The following is a 19,279-nucleotide window of genomic DNA, read 5'->3' on the forward strand; positions in this document are numbered from 1 at the left end:
CGAGTGCCGAAGCGTGAAGATCTCAAACATGTGATGGTGATCGGGTCCGGCCCGATCGTCATCGGTCAGGCCTGCGAGTTCGACTACTCCGGCACCCAGGCCTGCCAGGTGCTGCGGTCCGAGGGCATCCGGGTGTCGCTGGTCAACTCCAACCCGGCCACGATCATGACCGACCCGGAGTTCGCGGACGCCACCTACGTCGAGCCGATCACCCCCGAGTTCGTCGAGCTGGTCATCGCCAAGGAGCGCCCGGACGCGATCCTGCCGACCCTGGGCGGCCAGACCGCGCTCAACACGGCGATCGCGCTGCACGAGAGCGGCGTCCTGGAGAAGTACGGCGTCGAGCTGATCGGCGCCAACGTCGACGCCATCCGCAAGGGCGAGGACCGGCAGCTGTTCAAGGACATCGTGGCGAAGGCCGGTGGTGAGACCCCGCGCTCACGGGTGTGCCACTCGATGGACGAGGTCCGTGAGACGGTCGCCGACATCGGCCTGCCGGTCGTCATCCGCCCGTCGTTCACCATGGGCGGCCTGGGTTCGGGCATGGCGCACACCGCCGAGGACCTGGAGCGGATCGCCGGCGCCGGCCTGGCCGCCTCCCCGGTGCACGAGGTGCTCATCGAGGAGAGCGTGCTCGGCTGGAAGGAGTACGAGCTCGAGCTGATGCGCGACAAGCACGACAACGTCGTGGTCGTCTGCTCGATCGAGAACGTCGACCCGATGGGCGTGCACACCGGCGACAGCGTCACCGTCGCCCCGGCCATGACCCTCACCGACCGGGAGTACCAGCGCCTGCGTGACCTGGGCATCGCGGTGCTCCGTGAGGTCGGCGTGGACACCGGCGGCTGCAACATCCAGTTCGCCGTCAACCCGGACAACGGCCGTCTCATCGTCATCGAGATGAACCCGCGGGTGTCCCGGTCGTCGGCGCTGGCGTCGAAGGCGACCGGCTTCCCGATCGCCAAGATCGCGGCGAAGCTGGCCATCGGCTACACGCTCGACGAGATCCCGAACGACATCACGCTCAAGACGCCGGCCGCCTTCGAGCCGGCTCTCGACTACGTGGTCGTGAAGATCCCGCGGTTCGCCTTCGAGAAGTTCCCGGGCGCGGACCGGGAGCTCACCACCACGATGAAGTCGGTCGGCGAGGCGATGAGCCTGGGCCGCAACTTCGCCGAGGCGCTCAACAAGGCCATGCGCTCGATGGAGACCAAAGCCGCCGGGTTCTGGACCGCGCCGACGTTCGAGAGCGTGGACGAGGCTCTGGAGGCGCTGCGCGTCCCGCACGACGGCCGGCTCTACACGGTCGAGGCCGCGCTGCGGCTCGGCGCCACCGTCGAGCAGGTGCACCGGGCGTCCGGCCGGATCGACCCGTGGTTCCTCGACGAGATCAAGGCCCTGGTCGACCTGCGCGCCGAGATCCTGGCCTCCCCGGTCCTCGACGAGGAGCTGCTGCGCAAGGCCAAGCGGGCCGGGCTTTCCGACCGGCAGCTGGCCACCCTGCGGCCGGAGCTGGCCGGCGAGGACGGCGTGCGGGCCCTGCGGCACCGGCTCGGCCTGCGCCCGGTCTACAAGACCGTCGACACCTGCGCGGCCGAGTTCCAGGCGGACACCCCCTACCACTACTCGTCGTACGACTCCGAGACCGAGGTGGCGCCGAGCGACCGGCCCAAGGTGCTGATCCTGGGCTCCGGGCCGAACCGGATCGGCCAGGGAATCGAGTTCGACTACTCGTGCGTGCACGCCGTACAGGCGTTGCGCGGCGCGGACTACGAGACCGTCATGGTCAACTGCAACCCGGAGACGGTGTCCACCGACTACGACACCGCCGACCGGCTGTACTTCGAGCCGCTCACCTTCGAGGACGTCCTCGAGGTGTTCCACGCCGAGGACAGCTCCGGCAAGGCGGCCGGCGGCCCCGGCGTGATCGGCGTGATCGTCCAGCTCGGCGGCCAGACCCCGCTCGGCCTGGCGAACCGGCTGAAGGAGGCCGGCGTCCCGATCGTCGGCACCAGCCCCGAGTCGATCGACCTGGCCGAGGACCGTGGCCTGTTCGGCGCGCTGCTCAACGAGAACGGGCTGCGCTCTCCCGACCACGGCACCGCCACCAGCTTCTCCGAGGCCAAGGCGATCGCCGACACGATCGGCTACCCGGTGCTGGTCCGCCCGTCGTACGTGCTGGGCGGCCGGGGCATGGAGATCGTCTACGACGAGCCCACCCTGAAGGGGTACATCGAGCGGGCCACCGAGATCTCGCCGGACCACCCGGTGCTGGTCGACCGGTTCCTCGACGACGCCATCGAGATCGACGTGGACGCGCTCTGCGACGCCACCGGCGAGGTGTACCTGGGCGGGGTCATGGAGCACATCGAGGAGGCCGGCATCCACTCCGGTGACTCGGCCTGCTCGCTGCCGCCGATCACGCTGGCCGGCTCGCACATCGCCGAGGTGCGCCGCTACACCGAGGCGCTGGCCCGGGGCATCGGCGTGCGTGGCCTGATGAACGTGCAGTACGCGCTCAAGGACGATGCCCTCTACGTGCTGGAGGCGAACCCGCGGGCCTCGCGGACCGTCCCGTTCGTTTCCAAGGCGACCGCTGTGCCACTGGCCAAGGCGGCCGCCCGGATCATGCTGGGCGCCACCATCGCCGAGCTGCGCGCCGAGGGCATGCTGCTGCCGGCGGGCGACGGCGGGACCACCCCGCCGAACGCGCCGATCGCCATCAAGGAGGCGGTGCTGCCGTTCAAGCGGTTCCGGACGCTGGCCGGCAACAACGTGGACAGCCTGCTCAGCCCGGAGATGAAGTCGACCGGCGAGGTGATGGGCATCGACGCCGGTTTCGGCCACGCGTTCGCCAAGTCGCAGGCCGCGGCGTACGGCTCGCTGCCGACCAGCGGCAAGGTCTTCGTCTCGGTGGCGAACCGGGACAAGCGTTCGATGATCTTCCCGGTCAAGCGGCTCGCCGACCTGGGCTTCACCATCGTCACCACGTCCGGCACCGGCGAGGTGCTGCGCCGCTACGGCATCGACTGCGAGGTCGTCCCGAAGCACTACGAGGACCCGAGCCACAAGAACGCGGTCGAGCTGATCCTCGCCGGCGAGATCGCGCTGATCATCAACACCCCGCAGGGCTCGGGCGCCAGCGCCCGGCTGGACGGGTACGAGATCCGCAGCGCCGCCGTCACCGCGGACGTGCCGAGCATCACCACGGTGCCGGGCGCGGCCGCCGCGGTGATGGGCATCGAGGCGCTCCGGGCCGGCGACATGAAGGTCCGGCCGCTCCAGGAGCTCCACAAGATCCTCCGGGGCGGCGAGTAATGAGCGAGCTTGCGAGCGAATCATCGGGCTCAGGTTTGAACTCATTGCGACGCCGGAGCGCAGCGGAGGTAGCGCAGTGAGCGAGCTTGCGAGCGAATCATCGGGCTCAGGTTTGAACTCATTGCGACGCCGGAGCGCAGCGGAGGTGGCGCAGTGAGCGAGCTTGCGAGCGAATCATCGGGCTCAGGTTTGAACTCATTGCGACGCCGGAGCGCAGCGGAGGTGGCGCGATGAGTCTTTTCACTGCTGTCGCGCGGCCGGTGCTGTTCCGGCTGGGCGGCGGGGACGCCGAGCACGCCCACGAGTGGACGCTGAACCGGCTCGGGTCGCTGCCCGCCCCGGCCCTCGAGGCGATGCGCCGCTGGTACGCCTTCTCCAACCCGGTGGAGGTGTTCGGCGTCCGCTTCCCGAACCGGGTCGGCCTGGCCGCCGGTATGGACAAGAACGGGACCGCCCTACCCGCGTGGCCGGCGCTGGGCTTCGGGTTCGTCGAGGTCGGTACGGTCACCGCGAAGCCGCAGCCGGGCAACGACAAGCCGCGCCTGTTCCGGGCCAGGGAGTCGCGGGGCATCGTCAACCGGATGGGTTTCAACAACGCGGGAGCGGCGGCCCTGGCCGACCGTCTGGCGGCGTTGGGCCCGATCGGCGTGCCGCTGGGCGTCTCGCTGGGCAAGTCCAAGGTGACACCGCTGGAGGACGCGGTCGAGGACTACCTGACCTCGTACCGGCTGCTGAGCCCGTACGCGGACTACATCGCGGTCAACGTGTCCTCGCCGAACACGCCCGGCCTGCGGACCCTGCAGGACTCCGGCGCGATCGCCGCGCTGCTCAAGGCCCTGGCCGGGCCGGTGCCGGTGCTCGTCAAGATCGCGCCCGATCTCACCGAGCCGGCCATCGCCGAGCTGCTGGAGGTCTGTCTCGACCACGGCGCGGCCGGGATCATCGCCACCAACACGACGCTGTCGCGGGACGGGCTGGCGGCCTCCGACCGGCATCTGGCGAACGAGGCCGGTGGGCTGTCCGGCGCTCCGCTGACCGCCCGGGCCCGCGAGGTGGTCCGGTTCGTGCACACCGAGACCGGCGGCCGGCTGCCGATCATCGGGGTGGGCGGGATCATGTCGGCCGATGACGCGTCCCGCATGTTCGACGCGGGCGCCGCCCTGGTGCAGCTCTACTCCGGATTCATCTACAAGGGCCCGGACCTGGTCCTGGCGGTCGCCCGCGGCGCCCGCCCGGCTCGGGCCGCCGCCACGCCATGAGCGAGTTTGCGAGCGAATCAGTCAGCTCAGGTCTGAACTCATGGCGGCGCCGGAGCGAAGCGGAGACGCCGACATGAGCGCGGCCGAGCGCGACCCCGTTGCGCTCGGCCCGCCGTCCGGGTCGCCCGGCCGGGACGGCAGCGCCGCCGTGGAGCTGCTCGCGCTCGACCGGGCGCACGTCTGGCACCCGTACGGTCCGATGCCCGGCCGCGGCGAGCCCTACCTGGTGGAGAGCGCGGAGGGCGTACGCCTGAGGCTGGCCGACGGCCGGGAGCTGATCGACGGGATGTCGTCCTGGTGGGCGGCGATCCACGGCTACCGGCATCCGGTCCTGGACGCCGCGCTGGCCGGCCAGGCCGGGCGGATGAGCCACGTGATGTTCGGCGGGCTCACCCACGAGCCCGCGATCCGGCTGGCCGCCGAGCTGGTGGAGGTCACCCCGGCGGGCCTGGAGCACGTGTTCCTCTGCGACTCCGGCTCGATCGCCGTCGAGGTGGCGATCAAGATGGCGTTGCAGGCGCAGCGGGCGCTCGGCCGGCCGGGCCGGCGGCGCCTGGCGACCTGGCGTGGCGGTTATCACGGCGACACCTTCCACCCGATGAGCGTCTGCGACCCGGTCGGCGGCATGCACTCGCTGTGGACCGGGGTGCTGCCCCGGCAGATCTTCGCCGGGCCGCCTCCGGCCGAGTGGGACGAGAGCTACGCCACCGCGCTGACCGGCCTGATCGAGCGGCACGCGGACGAGATCGCCGCCGTGATCGTCGAGCCGGTGGTGCAGGGCGCCGGCGGGATGCGGTTCCACCATCCGGAGTACCTGCGGGTGCTGCGGGAGGCGACGGCCGCGCACGGCATCTTCCTGATCTTCGACGAGATCGCGACCGGGTTCGGCCGGACCGGGCGGTTCTTCGGGGCCGGCCACGCCGGGGTGAGCCCGGACATCATGTGCCTCGGCAAGGCGCTCACCGGGGGCTACCTGACCCTGGCCGCGACGCTGTGCACCGGGGCGGTGGCGGAGGCGATCTCGGCGGGGGAGGGCGGCGGGCTGGCGCACGGCCCGACCTTCATGGGCAACCCGCTGGCCTGTGCCGTCGCCAGGGCCTCGCTGAGCCTCTTGCGCGCCGGTGGGTGGGCGCAGCGCGTACCGATGATCGAGAAGGCTCTCCGGGACGGCCTGGAGCCGCTGCGCGGGGCGCGTGGGGTCGCGGACGTGCGTGTTCTGGGCGCGATCGGCGTGGTTCAGCTCGACCACGACGTCGACATGGCGAAGGCGACCGCTGCGGCGGTGGCCGAGGGCGTCTGGCTGCGCCCGTTCCGGGATCTGATCTACACGATGCCGCCGTTCGTGACCGATGACGCCGACGTGGCCCGCATCGTCGCGGGGATGGCGTCCGCGGCGGCGGCCGGCTGACACGGAAGAGGGAACAAGTTATGGAGACCTTCGGCGAACGGCTGCACCGGGCGGTCGCGGAGCGTGGCCCGCTCTGCGTCGGCATCGATCCACATGCCTCTCTGCTGGCCCGTTGGGGCCTGTCGGACGACATCGCCGGCCTGGAACGTTTCGCCCGTACGGTGGTCGACGGGCTGGCCGATCGGGTGGCTGTCCTGAAACCACAGTCCGCTTTTTTTGAGAGATTTGGGTCACGTGGCGTCGCGGTTCTTGAGTCAACTATCCGACAGTCCCGGGAAGCCGGGGCTCTTGTCCTGCTCGACGTGAAGCGGGGTGACATCGGCTCGACGATGGCCGCTTACGCCGAGGCGTACCTGGATCCGGCGAGTACTCTCCGCTCTGACGCGATTACTGTGAGTCCTTACCTCGGAGTGGGGTCCTTGCGGCCCGCGTTCGACCTTGCGGCCGCTCACGGAGGCGGCGTCTTCGTCCTGGCGCTGACCTCGAACCCGGAGGGCCCGGCCGTCCAGCACGCCGTCACGGCCGGCGGAAAAACCGTCGCGCAATCCGTCATCGACGAGATTTCCCAGCTCAACGCGGGTGCGAAGCCGATCGGCAGCCTCGGCCTCGTGGTCGGCGCGACGATCGGCGAGACCGGCCACGACCTTTCCGAGGTCAACGGCCCGCTGCTCGCCCCGGGCCTCGGAGCGCAGGGCGGAACCCCCGATGACCTGCGCGCGGTCTTCGGCGAAAGCCTGCACAACGTGTTGCCGTCGTACTCACGCGAGGTTCTCGCGGCGGGCCCGAAGATCGCCGATCTGCGGGCCGCGACGGACCGCGTCCTGGCCGGTGTGCGCGCCGCGCTCGGGTGAAACGGCCTGCTTATCAGGCTCCCGAAGAGCCGGGTCCGGGGTACCCCCACGTTGCCGAAACCGTGTTTGACCGCTAGTTTTCCCGGCGCCGGGAACCACATGCCCCTTTGGTTCCCTGGCACACCACGTTTCACAGAAGCGCCGGTATTGAACTACCGCCGCGTAAGGGACCTGAGGAGAACTGGTGCCGCTCCCGTCACTGAGCCCCGAGCAGCGCGCTGCCGCGCTGGAGAAGGCCGCGGAAGTTCGCAAGGCTCGGGCTGAGCTCAAGGAACAGCTCAAGTCCGGCAAGACCACCCTCGCCGCCGTGCTCGACCGCGCGGAGGCCGACGAGGTCGTCGGCAAGCTGAAGGTCTCGGCCGTGCTTCAGGCGCTGCCGGGCATCGGCAAGATCCGTGCGACCCAGATCATGGAGAAGCTGAAGATCGCTGAGAGCCGCCGGCTCCGGGGTCTCGGCGACCAGCAGCGCAAGGCCCTCCTGGGGGAGTTCGCTGCGAACTGACTCACGGGCTCGTGTAGGAATGAGCCGTGAGCATGGATGACGACGCGCAGCCGGCAGCCCGCCTCACCGTCCTTTCCGGCCCCTCAGGGGTCGGAAAGGACAGTGTGATCGAGCTGATCCGGCTGCGCTCGCCGTGGATCAAACTCTCGGTGTCGGTGACAACCCGCAAGAAACGCGACTACGAGACCGACGGCGAGCATTACCACTTCGTGACCAGGTCCGAATTCCAGCGTCTGGTCGAAGGCGATCAGTTGCTGGAGTGGGCGGAATTCGCGGGCAACCTCTACGGAACACCCCGCGCGCAGGTCGAGGGCTGGCTCCAGCAGGGCCGGCCCGTTTTGCTGAAGATCGACCTGCACGGCGCCCGTCAGGTGCGCGCCGCTATGCCTGAGGCCCGCCTGGTCTTCCTCGCTCCACCGAGCGTCGAGGAACTGCAGCGCCGTCTGATCGGCCGGGGCACCGACGACGAGGAGACCATCAAGCGCCGTCTCGCACACGCCGACGAGGAACTGGCCGCCGAGTCGGAGTTCGATGTCACCGTGGTCAACGACTTCGTCGAACGGGCAGCCGATGAGCTGGTAGGATTGCTCGGTTCGTCATACCTGACGCCGGCCACACCAGCTCACGAGCATTAAGGATCTTCCAACGTGGGAACCATCGCGAACCCCGAAGGCATCACCAATCCCCCCATCGATGAGCTGCTCGACAAGACCTCGTCGAAGTACTCGCTGGTGATCTTCGCGGCCAAGCGCGCCCGCCAGGTCAACGCCTATTACAGCCAGCTGGGTGAGGGTCTGCTCGAGTACGTCGGCCCCCTCGTCGAGACCACCCCGCAGGAGAAGCCGCTCTCCATCGCGATGCGGGAGATCAACGCCGGGCTGCTGACGGCCGAGTCGACCGACCAGCCCTGACCATCCGCTTCATTGGTCCCGTGCCCGGTGCTTCCGGGTGCGGGACCAATTGTCATCTGAGGTGACTTCGTGACCGAGATCGTCCTGGGAGTCGGCGGGGGAATCGCCGCCTACAAGGCCTGTGAGCTGCTCCGGCTGTTCACCGAGTCCGGTCACGGCGTGCGGGTCGTGCCCACCGGGTCGGCGCTCAAGTTCGTCGGGGAGCCGACCTGGTCGGCGCTCTCCGGGCGGCCGGTCGCCACCGAGGTCTGGGACGACGTCCACGAGGTGCCGCACGTGCGGATCGGCCGCGCCGCCGAGCTGGTCGTGGTCGCCCCGGCCACCGCCGACCTGCTCGCCAAGGCGGCCCACGGCATCGCCGACGACCTGCTCACCAACACCCTGCTCACGGCCACCTGTCCGGTCGTCTACGCGCCGGCCATGCACACCGAGATGTGGGAGAACCCGGCCACCCGCGCCAACGTGGCGACCCTGCGGGAGCGGGGCGCCGTGGTGATCGAGCCCGCGGTCGGCCGGCTCACCGGCAAGGACACCGGCAAGGGGCGGCTGCCGGAGCCGTCCTCGATCTTCGAGGTCGCGCTGCGCGTACTCCGCCGGGGTCTTGATCTTGATCTTGCGGGGCGGCACGTGGTGGTCACCGCCGGGGGCACCCGCGAGCCGCTCGACCCGGTCCGGTTCCTCGGCAACCGGTCCTCCGGCAAGCAGGGGTACGCCTTGGCCCGCTCCGCCGTCGCACGCGGTGCCAGGGTGACGCTCGTCTCAGCTAATGTCTCGCTTCCTGAGCCGGCCGGTGTCGATGTGGTGCGTGTGGGGACCACCGAGGAGTTGCGCAAGGCCACCGTCGAGGCAGCGGGGTCCGCTGATGTCGTGGTGATGGCGGCCGCGCCCGCGGACTTCCGTCCCGCGTCGATCGCCGAGCAGAAGATCAAGAAGACCGGCGACGGTGCGCCCGAAGCAATCCACCTGGTCACAAACCCGGACATCGCCGCCGAACTGGGTGCGAACAAGCTGCCCGGTCAGGTGCTCGTGGTCTTCGCGGCGGAGACTCAGGACGCCCTGGAGAACGCCCGCGGCAAGCTCGCCCGCAAACGTGCGGACCTGATAGTCGTCAATGAAGTGGGTGTCGACCGGGTCTTCGGGCAGGACCGCAACACCGTCACCCTGCTGGGGGCGGACGGCTTCACCGCCACCCATGGGGAAATGCCCAAAGACGATGTGGCCGATATGATTTTCGATCAGGTCGCCGCTCGCCTGGACGCCCAGGTCCGAGACGCTCGGCAAGCCTGACTAAACTCCCGCGTTACGTTTTACTCGACAAATCTGAGGAGCACCGTGGCACGCCGCCTGTTCACCTCCGAGTCGGTCACGGAAGGCCACCCGGACAAGATCGCTGACCAGATCAGCGACGGGATTCTCGACGCCCTGCTCGCGCAGGACCCGCGTAGCCGTGTCGCGGTGGAGACCCTGATCACCACCGGCCAGGTGCATGTGGCGGGTGAGGTCACCACCCAGGCCTACGCCGACATCCCCAAGATCGTGCGCGACACCATCCTGGGCATCGGTTACGACTCGTCGAAGAAGGGCTTCGACGGCGCCTCCTGTGGCGTGAGCGTGTCGATCGGCTCGCAGTCGCCGGACATCGCGCAGGGCGTCGACAGCGCCATCGAGCTGCGCGAGGGCGACTCCGACCACATCCTGGACTCGCAGGGCGCCGGCGACCAGGGCATGATGTTCGGTTTCGCCTGCTCGGAGACCCCCGAGCTGATGCCGCTGCCGATCGCCCTGGCCCACCGCCTGGCCCGCCGGCTCTCCGCCGCCCGCAAGGACGGCACCATCCCCTACCTGCGCCCGGACGGCAAGACCCAGGTCACCATCGAGTACGACGGGTTCCGTCCCGTCCGCCTCGACACGGTCGTCGTCTCGTCGCAGCACGCTGCCGACATCTCGCTCGAGTCGCTGCTCACGCCGGATGTCCGCGAGCACGTCATCGCCCCCGAGCTGGAGGGCCTCGGCCTCGACACCGAGGGCTACCGGCTGCTGGTCAACCCGACCGGCCGCTTCGAGATCGGCGGCCCGATGGGTGACGCCGGCCTCACCGGTCGCAAGATCATCGTCGACACCTACGGCGGCTACGCCCGCCACGGTGGCGGCGCGTTCTCCGGCAAGGACCCGTCCAAGGTCGACCGGTCCGCGGCGTACGCCACCCGCTGGGTCGCCAAGAACGTGGTGGCGGCCGGCCTGGCCGAGCGCTGCGAGGTCCAGGTCGCCTACGCGATCGGCAAGGCCCACCCGGTGAGCCTGTTCGTCGAGACCTTCGGCACCGAGAACGTGCCGGTCGAGCGGATCGAGAAGGCCATCAAGGAGGTCTTCGACCTGCGCCCGGCCGCGATCATCCGGGACCTCGACCTGCTGCGCCCGATCTACCAGCAGACCGCCGCGTACGGCCACTTCGGCCGGGAGCTGCCGGACCTGAAGTGGGAGAGCACCGACCGCGCTCAGGACCTGAAGAACGCCGCGTCCTGATCCGTTTGCGCCATGCGGCCGGTGCCCTTTTCGGGGCGCCGGCCGTTTGCGTTGATCCGCCGGGGCCGGATCTGCGTGTTCGTTCGCATGAGTCTCATGGGTGGTTCCGGCCGCTACGCTCCGGTGATGACGCCTGTCCAGGGTGAACGGATGATCGTCGTCCGCCACGCCATGCCGGCGGTCGACCCCGACATCCCGGCCGAGCAGTGGCAACTCGCGCAGGAGAGCCGGGTCGCGGCCCGCCTCATGCGGCTGCACGTCTGCCATCCCGCCTACTACGTGGCCAGCACCGAGCCGAAAGCCGCGCAGACCATGCAGGAGATCGCCGGGGCACAGCGGGTGGCCAGCGACGCCGGGCTCGCCGAGGTCCACCGGCCGCACGTCTGGTTCACCGACGAGGGCTACCATGCGGCCGCGCTGGCCTACGCCCGTGGCGACTGCCCCGACGGCTGGGAACCCCGCGATCAGGTGATCGAGCGGTTCGACTCCGCCGTGGTCCGGCACGCGGCCGAAGCCGCCGCACAGAACCGGACACTCGTCATCGGCACGCACGGCCTCGCCCCGACGGTGTGGATGGCGAGCCGTTACGAACTGGCCACCGACCCGGCCCGGTTCTGGGCCGACCTGCGATTCCCCGACATCGTCGAGATCGACCTCCGCGAGCAGACCGTCACATGCCTCACCCATTGACCCCATTTCCCGTACGCCTGGGATAGGCGCCGTGGTACCCCCGCGAGCACGGCGTGCCGTCCCGGCCGTGCCGCGCCCGCCGGGCTTGAGAGGTTGGCCGGTCCTGTCCGGCCAGTCGTTGGCGCTGGCTCAGCACCGCTGAGCCAGCGCCCTGCGCCAGCTGGGTTCGGCTGGTCGTGGGCTGTTTCGAACGTTTCGGGGCATCCCTCACGGCCAGCCGAACACGATCGACCACAGCGCATCGACAGCTGCGACCGGACACACCCCATTGCGCCCTACCTGCCGTTCACCGGCGGGCTGTCATCCACAGGATCGTTCGCGACGTCGAGAAGTGTCAGACGGTCCGGGCAGAATGTTCGGCGATGGGGACCAAGGGTGTGCGCGCGGAGCGGGAGCCGGCTGAGCGGCTTCCGGTCGCGCGGGTGTGCGTCGATGTGTCGCTGGCGCATCTCGACCGCCCGTTCGACTACCTGGTCTCCGCGGCCGACGACGAGGCGGCGCAGCCCGGCGTCCGGGTCAAGGTCCGCTTCGCCGGGCAGTTGGTGAGCGGCTTCCTGCTGGCCCGGGCCGAGTCCTCGGAGCACGGTGGCAAGCTGTCCTACCTGGAGAAGGTGGTCTCTCCCGAGCGGGTCCTCGACCCGGAGATCGCCCGGCTGGCCCGCGCGGTCGCCGACCGCTACGCGGGCAACCTGGCCGACGTGCTCCGGCTCGCGGTCCCGCCACGCCACGCCCGCGTGGAGTCCCGATCCACGGCCGCCGGCACAGCCCTTGACCAGGCCACCGCCTCCGAGCCGCCCTCGGCGCCACTCCCGCCGCCCATGGCCGCGGCGGCGGGATCTTCGGCGCCACCACCTGCGGTCGTGGCGGGATCGTCGGCACCACCACCTGCGGTCGTGGCGGCCGGATTGTCGGTGCCACCACCTGCGCCCGCGGGAGTCGAGACGGCGGAGCCGTCGGCGGAGTCTTCCGATTCGGGTCGCTCCGCGTCCGTTCCGGCTGGGATGGCCGGGTCGGAGCCGGAGTCTTCTGATTCGGGTGGTTCCGGGTTCGTTCCGGCTGGGATGGCCGGGTCGGAGGCGGAGTCTTCTGATTCGGGTGGTTCCGGGTTCGTGCCGGCCGGGGTGGCCGGGCCGGAGGTGGAGTCTTCTGATTCGGGTGGTTCCGCGTCCGTTCCGGCCGGGCCGGAGACGGTGCCGTCCGTGGCCGCGGCTTCCGGGCTGAACCCCTCGGCGACCGCGGCGGAGCGGTGGGACGGGATCCGGGAACCCGCGGCGGGCGGGTGGGATTCGTATCCGGCCGGGCCGGCCTATCTGCGGGCGCTGCGGGACAGGCGGGCCGCGCGGGCCGTCTGGTCGGCGCTGCCGGGGGAGGACTGGGCGGCTCGCATCGCGGAGGCGGCCGGGGCAGCCGTGCGGGGCGGGCGCGGTGTGGTGATCGTCGTCGCCGACGCGCGTGATCTCGAGCGGGTCGACCGGGCGCTGCTCGCGGTGCTCGGGCCGGGGCGGCACGTCGCGCTGAACGCGGCTCTGGGGCCGGCCGAGCGGTACCGGCGGTTCCTCGCGGCCGCCCGGGGCCGCGTGCCGGTGGTGGTGGGGACCCGGGCCGCCATGTGGGCGCCGGTGCCGGACCTGGGGCTCGTGGTGATCTGGGACGACGGGGACGATCTGCACGCCGAGCCGCGGGCGCCCTACCCGCACGCGCGGGACGTGCTGCTCACCCGGGCACGGCTGGCGGACTGTGCGGTGCTGGTGGCGGGCTTCGCGCGTACCGGGGAAGGGCAGTTGTTGCTGGAGACCGGATGGGCGCGGGAGATCGTCGCCGAGCGTATGACGCTGCGGCGCCGCTCGCCGATCATCTCGCCGACCGGTGACGACCCGCAGTTGGCCCGCGACCCGGGGGCGGTGAGCGCCCGGCTGCCGAGTCTGGCCTGGCAGGCGGCCCGGCAGGCGTTGCAGGCGGGCACGCCGGTGCTGGTGCAGGTGCCCCGCCGCGGCTACCTGCCGTCGGTGGCGTGTGCCGAGTGCCGGACCCCGGCCCGATGCCCGCACTGCTCGGGACCGCTCGGGTTGCAGGGCGCGCGGGACGTTCCGATCTGTCACTGGTGTGGGCGGGCTTCCGCGGCGTTCAGTTGCCCGGCGTGCGGTGAGCAGCGGCTGCGGGCTTCGGTGATCGGCGCCCGGCGGACCGCTGAGGAGCTGGGCCGGGCGTTCGCGGGTGTGCCGGTGCGCACTTCCGGGCGTGACGACGTGCTGGACACCGTTCCCGCCGAAGCGGCCCTCGTGGTGGCCACCCCAGGGGCCGAGCCGGTGGCCGAAGGCGGCTTCGGCGCGGTGCTGCTGCTGGACACTTGGGCACTGCTCAGCCGGGCCGACCTGCGTGCCGCGGAGGAGACGATGCGCCGCTGGCTGAACGCGGCAGCGCTGGCCCGGCCGGCGCCGGAGGGCGGTCGGGTCGTCGTCGTGGCGGACGGTGCGCTCGCCCCGGTGCAGGCGTTGCTGCGCTGGGATCCCGGCTGGTTCGCGGCCCGGGAACTCGCCGAGCGCCGCGAGCTGGGATTCCCGCCGGCCGCCCGGATGGCCAGCGTGACCGGCCAGGCCGCGGCCGTGGCCGAATTGCTGTCGCTGGCCCGGCTGCCGGAGGAGACGGAGATCCTGGGACCGGTCCCGGCCTCCGACGGCCAGGAACGGATGCTGCTGCGGGTGTCCCGTTCGAAAGCCGCCGACCTGGCGCACGCCCTGCACGAGGCGGCCGCCGTGCGCAGCGCCCGCAAGGCCGCCCTGCCGGTTCGCATCCAGGTGGATCCGGCCGATCTTTTCTGAGCCCGCACCGCCACGCCGCCGCGGGACGGGAGACGGCGCGAGGGGAGGCCGCCGCGCGGCGTGCTGTCACCCGCAGCGTCGCGCGCGTCACTCCGTAGACTGGGCGTGTGCTGCCCACCAGAGTCAGGAGTCTCAGCGCGTGACCGTCCAGCCCATCCGTCTTTTCGGTGATCCGGTGCTGCGCACGCCGGCCGATGCCGTCGTCGACTTCGACAAGGAACTGCGCAATCTGGTGAAGGACCTGATCGAGACCATGCGGGACGAGGGCGGTGCCGGTCTGGCCGCCCCGCAGCTCGGTGTCGGTCTGCGCGTGTTCAGCTTCGACGTCGACGACGTGGTCGGGCACATCATCAACCCGGTGCTCTCCTTCCCCGACGAGGAGGAGCAGGACGGCCCGGAGGGCTGCCTGTCCATTCCGGGCATCTACATCGACACCAAGCGCCGGCAGAACGTGGTGGCCAACGGCTTCAACGAGTTCGGCGATCCGATCCAGCTGGTCGGCACCGGTCTGATGGCCCGTTGCGTGCAGCACGAGACCGACCACCTGGACGGCGTGCTCTTCCTGGACCGGCTGGACAGCGCCGCCCGCAAGGAGGCGATGAAGCAGATCCGCTCCGCCGAGTGGTATGACGCCGCCAAGCCTCCGACGATCAAGGACAGCCCGCACCGCGGGAGCGTCTTCGGATCCGGCCTGTTCAGTCCGGGCAGGTGAGCGGATGCGCCTGATCTTCGCCGGCACCCCGGCCGTTGCCGTTCCGAGCCTGGACGCGATCGCCGCCTCCGGGCACGAGCTCCTCGCCGTGGTGACCCGCCCGGACGCTCCGGCCGGCCGGGGCCGCCGCCTGGTCCGTTCGCCCGCCGGGGCGTGGGCCGACGAGCGCGGCATCGAGGTGCTCACCCCGGAGAAGCCGCGGGACCCGGAGTTTCAGGAGCGGCTGCGCCGCTTGGCGCCGGATTGTGTACCCGTGGTGGCGTACGGGGCTCTCGTCCCGCCCACCGCTCTGGAGATCCCCAAGCACGGCTGGGTGAACCTGCACTTCTCGCTGCTGCCCGCCTGGCGTGGCGCGGCGCCCGTGCAACATGCCGTCCTGCACGGCGATGAGGTGACCGGGGCCAGCGTCTTCGAGTTGGAGGCGGGGCTGGACACCGGCCCGGTCTACGGCACCCTGACCGACCAGATCCGGTTCAACGACACCTCCGGGGCGCTGTTGGAGCGGCTCGCGGTGGAGGGCGCCGGGCTGCTGGTCGCGGTGCTCGACGCGATCGAGGCGGGCACCGCCCGGGCGCATCCGCAGCCGCACGACGGCGTGTCGTTCGCCCCGAAACTGACCGTCGACGACGCCCGGGTCCGGTGGGACGATCCGGGGTTCGCGGTCGACCGCCGGATCCGGGCGTGCACGCCGGCGCCGGGCGCCTGGACGACGCTGCGCGGCGAGCGGCTCAAGCTGGGCCCGGTGCGCCCGGTGGCGAACGCGCCGGCACTGCGGCCGGGTGAGCTGCTGGTGGAGCGCAAGCAGGTGCTGGCCGGCACCGCGACCACGCCCGTGCAGCTCGGCGAGGTGCGGGCGGCCGGGAAAAAACCGATGTCGGCGACCGACTGGGCGCGCGGCATGCGGATCGAAGCAGGAGAGAGACTGGCTTGAGCGACCGCACCGCAGTGAGGCAAGGGCACGGAGAACACGCCGAAAGGGAAACAGCGTGACGGAGCACAGGGCGTCCCGCCCGCACGGCGGACGGCCGAGCCGGCCGAGCGGCCCGGGCCATCCGCGGGACGGCCGCAGCGGCCGGGCCCCGCGAGCCGGCCGCCCCCCGGCGGATCCGGCCAGGCAGGCGGCGTATGAGGCGGTGGCCGCGGTGCACCGCGACGACGCGTACGCGAACCTGGTCCTCGCCGACATCCTGAACGGCATGGGCCTGCACGGGCGGGACGCGGCGTTCGCGACCGAGCTGACCTACGGCACCCTGCGCGCCCTCGGCACCCTGGATCTGATCATCGCGCTGGCCGCCGAGCGGGAGGTGTCCCGGATCGATCCGCCGGCCCGGGACGCGCTGCGCCTCGGCGTCTACCAGCTGCTCTACACCCGGGTGCCGCCGCACGCCGCGGTCAACCAGACGGTGGACCTGGTCCGTTCGGTGGCGCCGGGCGCGAGCGGGTTCGCGAACGCGGTGATGCGCACGGTCGCCGAGACCCCGCTGGAGAGCTGGCTGGAACGGGTCGCCCCGTCGTACGAGGAGGATCCGGTCGGCAACCTGGCGGTCATGCACCACCACCCGCAGTGGATCATCCGGTCGTTCGCGGAGGCGCTCGGTGGCGATCTGGAGGAGACCGCCCGGCTGCTGATCGAGGACAACCAGCCGCCGGCCGTGCACCTGTGCGCCCGTCCGGGGCGGGTCGACGCGGTGGACCTGGCCGACGAGGTGGACGGGGTGCCGGGCGCCTTCTCGCCGTACGCGGTCTATCTGAACGGCGGCGCGCCGCGCGATCTGGCCGCCATCCGTGATGGTCGCGCGCACGTCCAGGACGAGGGGTCGCAGCTGGTGGCGGCCGCGCTGCTGGCCGCGCCGGTGGAGGGCCGGGACACCCGCTGGCTCGACCTGTGTGCCGGCCCGGGCGGCAAGACCGGCCTGATCGGGGCGATCGCCGCGGGCCGGGGCGCCGAGGTGACGGCCGTGGAGGTGGCCGAGCACCGGGCCCGTCTGGTGGACATCGCGACCGAGGGCATGCCGGTGACGGTGCTGCCGGTCGACGGCCGGTCGGTGGGCCGGGATCCCGACCTGCCGGAGGAGTCGTTCGACCGGGTGCTGGTGGACGCGCCGTGCACCGGGCTGGGCTCGCTGCGCCGGCGCCCGGAGTCGCGCTGGCGCCGTCAGCCGGCCGATCTGCCGACGCTCACCAAGCTGCAGCGGGAGCTGCTGGTGGCGGCGTTGCGGGCGGTCCGTCCGGGCGGTGTGGTGGCCTATGTGACGTGTTCCCCGCACATGGTGGAGACCCAGGTGACGGTGAGCGAGGGGGCCCGGCGCAGCGGCGTCGAGGTCGACTTCGTGGACGCCCGTCCGCTGCTGCCGCCGGGGATGCCGGGGCTGGGCCCGGGCCCGACCGTGCAGCTGTGGCCGCACCGGCACGGCACGGACGCCATGTTCCTGGCGGTCCTCCGCCGCACCGGCTGAGATCCGTGTTCCGTGGGCCGGGCCGTTCGGGCCGGCCCACGGATCGGCTCACGAGGACGCGGCGACCGGGCTGTGCGGGCCGGGCTGCGGGCCGGACCGGGCACCCCCAGCCCGCAGCCGTTCGCGGGCGCAGGCCATAGACTTCGTGCCGTGGAACGATCGCCCATCATCGCGCCGAGCATCCTCGCTTCCGACTTCTCCCGCCTCGCGCAGGAGGTGCACGCCATCGAGGGAGCGGCCGACTGGGTGCACGTGGACGTCATGGACAACCACTTCGTGCCCAACCTCACGATCGGGCTGCCGGTGGTGCAGAGCCTGCGCAAGGCGACGAGCATCCCGTTCGACGTGCACCTGATGATCACCGACCCGCAGCGCTGGGCACCGGGTTACGCGGAGGCCGGCGCCTACAACGTGACCTTCCACGCCGAGGCGTGCGACGACCCGGTGGCGCTTGCGCGGACGCTGCGCGCGGCCGGGGCCAAGGCCGGTCTGGCGATCGACCGGGACACCCCCGTGGAGCCGTATCTGGAGTTGCTGCCGTACCTGGACACCGTCCTGATCATGACGATCAAGGCGGGTTTCGGTGGGCAGGCGTTCATGCCGGAGATGCTGGACAAGGTGCGTGACGTGCGCCGCCGGGCCGAGGTCAACGATCTGGAGATCAGGATCGAGGTGGACGGCGGCATCGCGGCGGACACCATCGAGCAGGCCGCCGAGGCCGGCGCGGACGCGTTCGTGGCCGGCACCGCGGTGTACGGCGCGGCCGACCCGGCCGAGGCGATCCGGAAGCTGCGTGGTCTGGCCGCCGACCGGATGGGACCGGCGTGAGCACGGCTGAGCCGCGCCTTCCCGAGGGCCCCGATCCGGAGCTCGACCCGGACGACGGCCCCGACCTGGTTCTGGTCGTCGACGACGACCAGGACATCGCCAGTTTCGTCGAGTTCAATCTCAAGGTGCACGGTTTCGAGGTGATCCGGGCCCGGGACGGCCGGGAGGCGCTGGAGTTGCTGGAGTCGCACCGGCCGTCGCTGGCGGTGGTCGACTGGATGATGCCGCGGATGGACGGCGTCGAGTTGATCCAGCACATGCGCGCCGAGCCGCTCACCTCCGCCCTTCCGGTGATCATGCTGACTGCCAAGAGCATGACCGTGGACAAGGTCTTCGGGCTGACCACGGGCGCCGACGACTACCTGGTGAAGCCGTTCGACACTTCCGAGCTGATCGCCCGGGTGTCGACCACGCTGCGGCGTCACAAGGACGCCCGCGAGGTGTCGCCGCTGACCGGTCTGCCCGGCAACGCGCGGGTGCGCCGGGAGATCGGCGAGCGGATGCGTGCCGGCGGCGACTATTCGGTCGGCTACATCGACATCGACCGGTTCAAGAGCGTCAATGACGTGTACGGGTTCGACCGCGGCGACGATTTCATCATCTCGCTGGCCCGGAGTCTCCAGCGGGCGAGTTCGCAGACCGGCAAGCCGTCGATATTCCTGGGGCACATCGGCGGTGACGACTTCGTCTTCATCTGCCACCCGGATCAGGTGCTGCCGCTGACCCAGCGGACGGTCACCGATTTCGAGGCCGCCGCCGACCGGCTGTACGAGCCGCAGGACGCGCAGCGCGGCTATATCGAGGTGCCGGACCGGCGGGGCAACAAGCAGAAGGCGGCGCTTGTCACGCTCTCCATCGGGGTGGCGCAGGCGACCACCGACGGGCGTCAGTTCACCGACCCGCGGGTGGTGATCGCGGTCGCCTCGGAGATGAAGAAGGTGGCCAAGTCCCAGCCGGGGTCGTATGTGGCGATCGACCGCCGGCGCAGCGACTCGGAGTAGC

16 protein-coding genes are annotated in these 19,279 nt (G+C 71.1%); all 16 read left to right on the top strand.

Annotated features, from left to right (window positions below; all coding sequences use genetic code 11):
* Positions 1-3: 3 nt before the first annotated feature.
* The 16 genes from carB (at position 4) to AB0I88_RS13675 (ending at position 19,278) form a co-directional block, all read left to right on the top strand.
* Positions 4-3,318 (top strand): carbamoyl-phosphate synthase large subunit, encoded by a 3,315-nt coding sequence (gene carB / locus AB0I88_RS13600; RefSeq protein WP_361022542.1) that lies wholly within the window; start codon positions 4-6, stop codon positions 3,316-3,318.
* 230 nt (positions 3,319-3,548) lie between these two features.
* Complete coding sequence (locus AB0I88_RS13605) at positions 3,549-4,577, top strand: quinone-dependent dihydroorotate dehydrogenase (protein ID WP_361022545.1); 1,029 nt, start codon at positions 3,549-3,551, stop codon at positions 4,575-4,577.
* A gap of 199 nt (positions 4,578-4,776) precedes the next feature.
* The gene (locus tag AB0I88_RS13610; protein WP_361022699.1) at positions 4,777-5,985 is read left to right on the top strand and encodes an adenosylmethionine--8-amino-7-oxononanoate transaminase; all 1,209 of its coding nucleotides are present in this window, start codon (positions 4,777-4,779) and stop codon (positions 5,983-5,985) included.
* A gap of 20 nt (positions 5,986-6,005) precedes the next feature.
* Entirely contained in the window at positions 6,006-6,836 is an 831-nt protein-coding gene (pyrF, locus tag AB0I88_RS13615; protein WP_361022548.1) for an orotidine-5'-phosphate decarboxylase, read from the top strand.
* Between the two features lie 184 nt (positions 6,837-7,020).
* Positions 7,021-7,338: an integration host factor, actinobacterial type gene (mihF, locus tag AB0I88_RS13620; protein WP_014693418.1), complete on the top strand. Its 318-nt coding sequence runs from the start codon at positions 7,021-7,023 to the stop codon at positions 7,336-7,338.
* A gap of 32 nt (positions 7,339-7,370) precedes the next feature.
* Positions 7,371-7,973 (top strand): guanylate kinase, encoded by a 603-nt coding sequence (gene gmk / locus AB0I88_RS13625; protein ID WP_361022551.1) that lies wholly within the window; start codon positions 7,371-7,373, stop codon positions 7,971-7,973.
* A 12-nt stretch (positions 7,974-7,985) separates the two neighbouring features.
* Entirely contained in the window at positions 7,986-8,249 is a 264-nt protein-coding gene (gene rpoZ, locus AB0I88_RS13630; protein ID WP_204295460.1) for a DNA-directed RNA polymerase subunit omega, read from the top strand.
* A gap of 69 nt (positions 8,250-8,318) precedes the next feature.
* Positions 8,319-9,536 carry a bifunctional phosphopantothenoylcysteine decarboxylase/phosphopantothenate--cysteine ligase CoaBC gene (gene coaBC, locus AB0I88_RS13635; protein WP_361022555.1) on the top strand — a complete coding sequence of 406 codons (1,218 nt, stop codon included), beginning with the start codon at positions 8,319-8,321 and terminating at the stop codon, positions 9,534-9,536.
* 45 nt (positions 9,537-9,581) lie between these two features.
* Positions 9,582-10,772, top strand: a complete 1,191-nt coding sequence (gene metK, locus AB0I88_RS13640) for a methionine adenosyltransferase (protein WP_361022558.1) — start codon at positions 9,582-9,584, stop codon at positions 10,770-10,772.
* Between the two features lie 126 nt (positions 10,773-10,898).
* Positions 10,899-11,462, top strand: coding sequence for a hypothetical protein (locus AB0I88_RS13645; RefSeq protein WP_361022561.1), 564 nt, complete (start codon positions 10,899-10,901; stop codon positions 11,460-11,462).
* A 362-nt stretch (positions 11,463-11,824) separates the two neighbouring features.
* On the top strand, positions 11,825-14,281 hold the full coding sequence (locus tag AB0I88_RS13650) for a primosomal protein N' (RefSeq protein WP_361022564.1): 2,457 nt from the start codon (positions 11,825-11,827) through the stop codon (positions 14,279-14,281).
* 139 nt (positions 14,282-14,420) lie between these two features.
* Complete coding sequence (def, locus tag AB0I88_RS13655; RefSeq protein ID WP_361022567.1) at positions 14,421-14,993, top strand: peptide deformylase; 573 nt, start codon at positions 14,421-14,423, stop codon at positions 14,991-14,993.
* 4 nt (positions 14,994-14,997) lie between these two features.
* The gene (gene fmt, locus AB0I88_RS13660) at positions 14,998-15,924 is read left to right on the top strand and encodes a methionyl-tRNA formyltransferase (protein WP_361022570.1); all 927 of its coding nucleotides are present in this window, start codon (positions 14,998-15,000) and stop codon (positions 15,922-15,924) included.
* A 55-nt stretch (positions 15,925-15,979) separates the two neighbouring features.
* A complete protein-coding gene (locus AB0I88_RS13665) occupies positions 15,980-17,449 on the top strand; it encodes a transcription antitermination factor NusB (protein ID WP_361022573.1) in 1,470 nt (489 codons plus the stop codon).
* Positions 17,450-17,599: 150 nt separating this feature from the next.
* Positions 17,600-18,277, top strand: a complete 678-nt coding sequence (gene rpe / locus AB0I88_RS13670) for a ribulose-phosphate 3-epimerase (protein WP_361022576.1) — start codon at positions 17,600-17,602, stop codon at positions 18,275-18,277.
* Between the two features lie 65 nt (positions 18,278-18,342).
* Positions 18,343-19,278, top strand: a complete 936-nt coding sequence (locus tag AB0I88_RS13675; RefSeq protein ID WP_361022701.1) for a response regulator — start codon at positions 18,343-18,345, stop codon at positions 19,276-19,278.
* Position 19,279: the final 1 nt, after the last annotated feature.

Source organism: Actinoplanes sp. NPDC049802, from assembly GCF_040656595.1.
Lineage (GTDB): Bacteria > Actinomycetota > Actinomycetes > Mycobacteriales > Micromonosporaceae > Actinoplanes.

Excerpts from the sequence above, each read along its gene's own strand:
- AB0I88_RS13605 (WP_361022545.1), top strand. The coding sequence starts at position 3,549 with ATGAGTCTTTTCACTGCTGTCGCGCGGCCGGTGCTGTTCCGGCTGGGC.
- AB0I88_RS13610 (WP_361022699.1), top strand. The coding sequence starts at position 4,777 with ATGCCCGGCCGCGGCGAGCCCTACCTGGTGGAGAGCGCGGAGGGCGTA.
- pyrF (WP_361022548.1), top strand. The coding sequence starts at position 6,006 with ATGGAGACCTTCGGCGAACGGCTGCACCGGGCGGTCGCGGAGCGTGGC.
- gmk (WP_361022551.1), top strand. The coding sequence starts at position 7,371 with ATGGATGACGACGCGCAGCCGGCAGCCCGCCTCACCGTCCTTTCCGGC.
- AB0I88_RS13645 (WP_361022561.1), top strand. The coding sequence starts at position 10,899 with ATGACGCCTGTCCAGGGTGAACGGATGATCGTCGTCCGCCACGCCATG.
- AB0I88_RS13650 (WP_361022564.1), top strand. The coding sequence starts at position 11,825 with ATGGGGACCAAGGGTGTGCGCGCGGAGCGGGAGCCGGCTGAGCGGCTT.
- fmt (WP_361022570.1), top strand. The coding sequence starts at position 14,998 with ATGCGCCTGATCTTCGCCGGCACCCCGGCCGTTGCCGTTCCGAGCCTG.